4 protein-coding genes are annotated in these 5,994 nt (G+C 61.5%); 2 read left to right on the forward strand and 2 right to left on the reverse strand.

Going from position 1 to position 5,994, the window contains the following annotated elements:
* A partial coding sequence (gene istA / locus G3T14_RS22860; RefSeq protein WP_163644800.1) for an IS21 family transposase occupies positions 1-964 on the reverse strand: 964 nt, incomplete at its 3' end.
* A 125-nt stretch (positions 965-1,089) separates the two neighbouring features.
* Here istA and G3T14_RS22865 point away from each other — a divergent pair.
* Complete coding sequence (locus tag G3T14_RS22865) at positions 1,090-1,728, forward strand: hypothetical protein (RefSeq protein WP_163644801.1); 639 nt, start codon at positions 1,090-1,092, stop codon at positions 1,726-1,728.
* A gap of 176 nt (positions 1,729-1,904) precedes the next feature.
* Here G3T14_RS22865 and G3T14_RS22870 read toward each other — a convergent pair whose 3' ends face one another.
* Entirely contained in the window at positions 1,905-2,633 is a 729-nt protein-coding gene (locus G3T14_RS22870; protein ID WP_163644802.1) for a hypothetical protein, read from the reverse strand.
* A 733-nt stretch (positions 2,634-3,366) separates the two neighbouring features.
* On the opposite strand from G3T14_RS22870, the gene G3T14_RS22875 reads away from it, so the two are divergent.
* On the forward strand, positions 3,367-5,994 hold a 2,628-nt coding region (locus G3T14_RS22875), incomplete at its 3' end, for a DUF927 domain-containing protein (RefSeq protein ID WP_163644803.1).

The raw sequence follows: 5,994 nt of genomic DNA on the forward strand, positions 1-5,994 counted from the left end.
GAACCAGCGCGGTCGAGGAGACCCGCCCAGCCCGCTTCTCGCACGGCTCCAGCGGAACCGCCGGCAGGGAACGCAGGACGCCACGATCGGCGACCAGCCGCTTGCCGATGCTCTCGGCATGCTGTCCGGCCCGCTCATCCTGCCGAGCCTGACAGCGTCGCTCCAGATCCGCGTTCAGCGCCTCGAAGGAGGCCGCCTCCGGGGCCGGGGTCATGAAGTTGGATCGGGCGTACTTGACCAGCCCTTCGACCTTGCCCTTGTCGTTGCCTTTGCCTGGGCGGCCAAAGCGGTCTGTGAACAGGTAATGGCTCACCAGCTCGGTGAAGGCGCGGGTGCGCTCGCGCCGGCCGTCGCCGCAGATCTTAGCCACCGCGATCTTGGTGTTGTCGTAGAGAATCGATAACGGCACGCCGTCGAAGAACTTCATGGCAGCGACATGCCCGTCGAGGAACGCCTCGGTGGTCTCCCGTGGATACGCCTTCACGAAGCAGGCGTCGGAATGCGGCAGGTCCATGCAGAAGAAGTGGATCTTCTGACGAACACCGCCGATGGTGGCGACAGCCTCCCCAAAGTCGACCTGCGCGTGACCCGGCGGGTGCGCCAACGGCACGAAGGTCTCACGACCACTCGCGCGTGCAATCCGGACATGGTCCTTCACGACCGTGTAGCCGCCAGCATAACCGTGCTCGTCACGCAGCCGCTCGAAGATCCGCTTGGCCGTGTGCCGTTGCTTGACGGGTGCGGTCCGGTCCGCCTCCAGGATCGCATCGATTACCGGCAGCAGCGGCCCCAGCTTCGGCTTCTCGACCGGCTTCGTGCGCGTGTAGCCCGGCGGCAGGGAGAACCGGCACATCTTGGCAATCGTCTCGCGGCTCAGACCGAAGACCCGGGCTGCCTCACGACGAGAGTTGCCAGCGTTGAAGACGAACTGCCGAACGGCCGCGTAGACTTCCACGGCAAACATCCCAGGCCCCTCCCGAAAGAGAAGCCTCTCAAACTGGCCGGCTTTTACGCCGCCCGCATCAGCACCCCGCCAACGCTCCAGTGGATGGTTTTGTCACCGCCCTACACACGCGCGCGATGGGAGGAATGGAACGCGCCGGCTTCGACCTCAGGGCCGATCGCGTGACGCTCGACATGTCGCGATGCCGCGACACCGCGAAGTTCGAGAAGCAGCTGGCGATTTGGACGCGCATCGCCCGGGCGCAGCTTGTCGAGGAGGAGGAGCGCGCCGCCGCAAGGAGGCCGCTCGCCGGCGAGGCGATCGCCGAGGTCCAGGACGGGCTTTCCCGGCTACTCGACGAGGCCGAGTGGGCGTTCAACAAGCGGGTGGATCTCGTACGCCAGTTCGCCCAGGCCCTGACGTTGACGCGATGCCAGTTCGATTGGGCGCGCGACATCCTCTCGGGCGCACGGTCGGCCGTTGCCGCGGTCGACGCCCGCCTACTGACGGAGGCCGGCGCCGACGCCATGGAGCGTGCGTATGACGCGGACGTCCGGGAGGCATTGCACGCGGCGTGCAGGCATCTGTCCGCGCTCGACGAGGACAGGTGCCAGGAGGCCAACGGACAGGGGTGGGGCGCGGCGTCCAGCGCTGCCGGTCATCGCCTCGCCAGCCTGGAATCCCTTACGGTCCTTCAGGCCGCACATGCTTGGTCAATCGTCCATCCGCACCGGAAGCAGCTAACCGACGATTTGCGGAAGCGCCTGTTCGGGGACGGTCCCTAGCCGCTACAGCAATCCGCTGGCGGGACGACGCATCAGGCGGGCTCAAGCGATACGATGGCTTAAATTTCCTAGTATTCGGTACGCCATCGCGCGTGAAAAGGCCCTAACCCGTGGCCGGCTTAAGCGGGCTGGACGGTGTATATCGGCGGCGTTGAGGACGGCATAAAAACGGCGTTCTATCCCGATACTTTGATGAGATTTGCAATATCCATCAGTAGTCTACCGTCATATGCGACAGTTTTGATGAATCTTGGTCTATCATTTGTTTCACCAAATGATATTCTTTTTGACCATTTCCTTTCGAAAGGAATGGTAATGTCAAACTTTACACTCGATTTATTCCCAAATTCGTCATTTTCAAATACTTCGATGCTATCTTCTACTTTGATCTCAAGATTTGGATGTGCGCGATCAAATTTTGCGGTTACATACCTGTTTAAAAAATTGCGTCTAATTATTTTACCGAATTTATCCCTTTCAATTGGCTGACTGAAGAGGTTTAATTCCGGCACCCAGAAATAGTCTGGCGATTTTATAAGATTTTCTAACGCATCTATGCTAGTATTTGCATCATAAAGATGGTCGAACTCAATATTAATTCCAGCTTCTCTTTTTGAAATTCGCTCTTCCTTTGCCAAGTCGTCTTCTCGGCGGTAGCCAGGAAGGATTTTAAGACTGCCATATTCAGCAATTAGATTCGGGCCAGCACTGGGAGAGTCGGTTACCATCGTAGCGAGAACGATCATAGCCGCATCGCGAGGCGTGACGCGCGCCGCCCCAACTCCCTTCCTTCCTTCAGAAATTAGACCGGCTTCACGCAGCTTACGCGCGTAGACTTCAAGAGTTCGCCGCTCGGCCACCCCGAACTCCGTCATCAGGTCGAGCAGGGCGGGGAGACGTGCCATTTAAGCTCCTGCACATAGCGTCCAACATACCGTATTGCCTTCGATCCGACAATACGGTACGCTGGACGAAACGGGTAAGCGAACGCTTAACCCGCGATAATTTCTCATGTTTCCGAAGGGCCCTTTCGAGGGGAGCGGCGAAGCTATGCCCGATTTCAGGATTGCTGCGCCAGCGACAAGCCAATCAATCACAGGAGGCACACCGACTAAATGGTCATGAACGAAAAAACCCCCGGCGCAGGGCTGCGCACGAGGGCTTCGATGATGTCTGCTGTGGCGGCTGACTTCATCGGGGATACCTCGAAGCCCGCATATTTTCAAGCGTCTAGGCTGTGCCAGCGCTTCAAGATTGCCCCTGCGCTTGCAGAGGCGATGGCTGGCCTTGCTTGCCCTGTCTCGGATGACTGGAGGGCGCGCACATGAGCGGGTCCCAGACCGTCGCGACCATCCGCAAGAATGCCGTGGAGGAGGTCAGAGTCGCCCTCACCAACTTCAAGGGTCACGACTTGGTCGGAGTGGGCGTGTTCGCCAAGTTCAACTGTAGGGTCGGCGAGAGGAAGCTGACCAAGAGGGGGGTCGGCCTAAAACCGCGAGAGGTTGCCCGAGTTGATCGCCGCTTTGCAGGCGCCCGAGGAGGCGGGACGTTGAAAATGGCATCCCGCGCCGGTCGCCAGCAGCGCTCTGGAGCCGCCCTGGCCCGATCGCCCCATGAACTCAGCGGCGGGACGCAGTCATGACGGTGGATGCGTCGACCCACTACGTCCCGACAAAGGTCGGGAAGCAAATCGTCGTCGGGAACGAAGTTAAGATCCTCGGTGCACTCGGCATCAACTGGAATACCGACCGCCGCGGCCACAGCCACATCACGTGTCCCTATCCGACCCACGGGGGCGTTGACGATTGGAGGTGGGATGAAAAGAAGGCTAAGGCGTACTGTACCTGCCAGAATGGCAAGGCCGACAGCATTTTCGACGTCGTCTCCAAGATAAAGGGACTGAATTTCGAGGGCGCCAAGATCCGGTGCGCCGAAATTCTTGGCGAAAACGATCTGATCCACCCCAAGGCAACGAGCGGATTGCGCGGTGAATTCCAGTTGACCGACGCCCGGTCCCTTCTGAACGCCCCCGCCGAGCGCCGAGACGATAGGCTGCCCGCGAATTACCTGGGCCACCGTCTCGGAATCGATGCCGATGCGGTGTTGATGCCGAACACGCCTGCGGTCGGTTTTGTAGCCCTAGCCTATTTCGACCCGCCGAAGGAAAACGGCAGCAAACCGGTGAAGGTCGGGGATTTCCCCTGCGCGGTTTTCGAAACGCAAGATGCAGCGGGCGGTACGCATGCCCACCGGATCTACCTCGCAGCCGGCGGGGCCGGGAAGGCCGAGCTCGGTGCGACAGCTGGCGGCAAGCCTCGAGATCCGAAAAAGAGCGCAAAGCATATCGGCGACGACAGCACGGCCGGCCGGTCCGTGCTTTGGGGGGACCCTGCCGTCGCGACATGGTGCATCGTCTCCGAGGGGATCGAGACCGCCGCAGCCGTGGCTCAGGCTTTCCGACCCGAGATCGAGCGGGGTGAGGTGCTGGTGGTGTCCGCCATCAACGCTGGGGGGATCGAAGCCTTCAAGCCATGGCCTGCCACCAAGCGCGTCACAATCGCGGCCGATCGCGATGAAGAGGTGAAGGAAGGTAAGGCGATCTCCACGCGCCGGGGCGAGAACGCCGCTCGCACCTTTGGTGCGCGGAACTGTGGCCGGCTGTCCGTTGCGATCGCTCTCCCGGGTCCGCCGGATTCAACCACCGATTGGCTCGATGTCTATGCCAAGCAGGGGGGCGAGGCTGTTCGCACCGGCATCCTAACGGCTGTTCGGTACACCGCCACATCTGAGGAAGTTTTTGCTGAGCCGAAGCGGGTTGGGGGGGATGATGAGCTTCGGCGCATCAAGGCCGACTACCCTCTCCCCGAGATGGACACGCTCAGCCTGGAGTACCGTCGGTCCGCGATTGGCAAGATCCGCGTCCACCGCCTGATCACGGTTGGCGATGACACGGTACTGGAGCCGATCTGCTCTCCGTTCGGCGTACTGGCCCGGCTGCGGTTCGTCGATCAGGGCAACGTCTATGGCCTCCGGGTGGTGGTCGAAGGCTTGAACGGCCAGCGTCGTAAACTCGACATCGAGCGTGCAGGCTTCGCGACGCAGGGGGCCACCGAGACACGCGCCATGTTGTTGGCGGTGGGCCTTGTTATCGTGGCCGAAGATGGCGAGCGCGTTGCCGTCCGCTGCCTGAAGGCGGCGGAGCCAACGGACGAGATCGCCGTTGTACGGGCGCCGGGTTGGCACACCCTCGACGGCGTCGATGGGCAGTTCTTCGTGTGCCCGTCTGGCAAAGTTGTTGGTGCTGAGGACGGAGTGGCGCTGGAGCTGTCAGCGGCCTCCTGCATCAGCGAACGAGTCGCCGCCGGTGGTACCTTCGACGGTTGGAAGGCAGCTGTCGCTGCAGCTGCCGGGATTGCGGGATGCCCGCATTGGACCCTCGGAGCAATGGCAGGATTCGCCGCGCCGCTAGTCGCGCTCTCCGGGCTCGCTACCTGTGGGATCAACTTGTCCGGCAGGACCAGCGGAGGCAAGACCACGACCCAGCGCCTTGCGGTCTCGGCATGGTCTCGGGCCGCCCTGGATCAGCCTGATAGCCTGCTTCAAACGGCGCGGGCAACGGCGAATGGCGTCGAGGCGATGGCGGCCCGTTCGAACGCGACCATCCTCGCTCTCGACGAACTCGGGCACGTCGATGGCAAGGAACTGAAGAATATCATCTATTCGCTCGCCAGCGGCGTCGGGAAGAGCCGCATGAATGCGAACGTGGAATTCAGGAATAGCCGCACCTGGAGCACTTTCATCCTCCTCTCGGCCGAAAAGAGCATGGAGGAGAAAGTCCGAGCCGAGGGCGGCGGTTGGACTGGTGGCATGACCGCTCGCATCCCAGACGTCGATATCACCGGCGTCGATCGCAACGTTCCCCCTGCCGCGCTGACGCAGGTCCACTCCGTAGACCAGCATTTCGGACACGCAGGGCCGGCCTTCGTTGAAGCCTTGATCGCGAATGGGGTGCACAATCAGGTGACGGAACTGCGGGCTGGCATCATGAACGCGGCCAATGTGCTCGCCGGGGAAGGTGCCGACTCATCCTTAGTTCGAGCCGCGTTGCCCTTCGCGATCCTGACCTTCGCGGGCAACCTGGCCAAGAAGTTCGAGATCCTGCCGGACGTCGTGGATGTTGCGGGCACAGTGCGCTGGGCATGGGCCAAGTTCCTAGCCCGTCTTATTCATCAGGCTGTTGCGGACGGTGGGTTCTGGGCTGATGGC

The organism is Methylobacterium sp. BTF04 (assembly GCF_010692745.1).
Taxonomy (GTDB): domain Bacteria; phylum Pseudomonadota; class Alphaproteobacteria; order Rhizobiales; family Beijerinckiaceae; genus Methylobacterium.